Origin of the sequence: Streptomyces zinciresistens K42, assembly GCF_000225525.1 — a bacterium.
GTDB lineage: Bacteria > Actinomycetota > Actinomycetes > Streptomycetales > Streptomycetaceae > Streptomyces > Streptomyces zinciresistens.
Map to the genome: position 1 here is coordinate 1 of NZ_AGBF01000453.1, position 1,113 is coordinate 1,113.

The window sequence follows — 1,113 nt, forward strand, 5'->3', positions numbered from 1 at the left end:
GTCAACGAGCCCGTTCAGGACACCTTCGAGGACACTCCGGCCAAGGATCGTGACCCCGACTGGTTCAAGCGTGCCGTCTTCTACGAGGTCCTGGTCCGCTCCTTCCAGGACAGCAACGGCGACGGCGTCGGCGACCTCAAGGGCATCACCGCCAAACTCGACTACCTCCAGTGGCTCGGCGTGGACTGCCTGTGGCTGCCGCCCTTCTTCAAGTCACCCCTGCGCGACGGCGGTTACGACGTCTCCGACTACACCTCCGTCCTGCCCGAGTTCGGAGACCTCGCCGACTTCGTCGAGTTCGTCGACTCCGCCCACCAGCGCGGCATGCGCGTCATCATCGACTTCGTCGTGAACCACACCAGCGACCAGCACCCGTGGTTCCAGGAGTCCCGCAAAGACCCCCAAGGCCCCTACGGCGACTACTACATGTGGGCCGACGACGACAAGGCCTACCCCGACGCCCGCATCATCTTCGTCGACACCGAAGCCTCCAACTGGACCTTCGACCCCGTCCGCAAGCAGTACTACTTCCACCGCTTCTTCTCCCACCAGCCCGACCTCAACTACGAGAACCCGGCCGTCCAGGACGAGATCCTCTCCGCCCTCAGGTTCTGGCTGGACCTCGGCATCGACGGCTTCCGCCTCGACGCCGTCCCCTACCTCTACGCCGAGGAAGGCACCAACTGCGAAAACCTTCCGGCAACCCACGACTTCCTCAAACGCGTCCGCAAGGAGATCGACGCCTCCTACCCCGACACGGTGATCCTCGCCGAGGCCAACCAGTGGCCCGAGGACGTCGTCGACTACTTCGGCGACTACCGCAGCGGCGGCGACGAATGCCACATGGCCTTCCACTTCCCCGTCATGCCCCGCATCTTCATGGCCGTACGCCGCGAGTCCCGCCACCCCGTCTCCGAGATCCTGGCCAAGACCCCCGCCATCCCCTCCGGCTGCCAGTGGGGCATCTTCCTGCGCAACCACGACGAGCTGACCCTGGAAATGGTCACCGACGAGGAACGCGACTACATGTGGGCGGAATACGCCAAAGACCCCCGCATGCGCGCCAACATCGGCATCCGCCGCAGGCTCGCCCCACTCCTCGACAACGACCGC

General features: G+C 65.0%; 1 protein-coding gene. It reads left to right on the forward strand.

Features of this window, described 5'->3' with window-relative positions:
• On the forward strand, positions 1 to 1,113 hold a 1,113-nt coding region (treS, locus tag SZN_RS37160; protein ID WP_007506544.1), incomplete at both ends, for a maltose alpha-D-glucosyltransferase.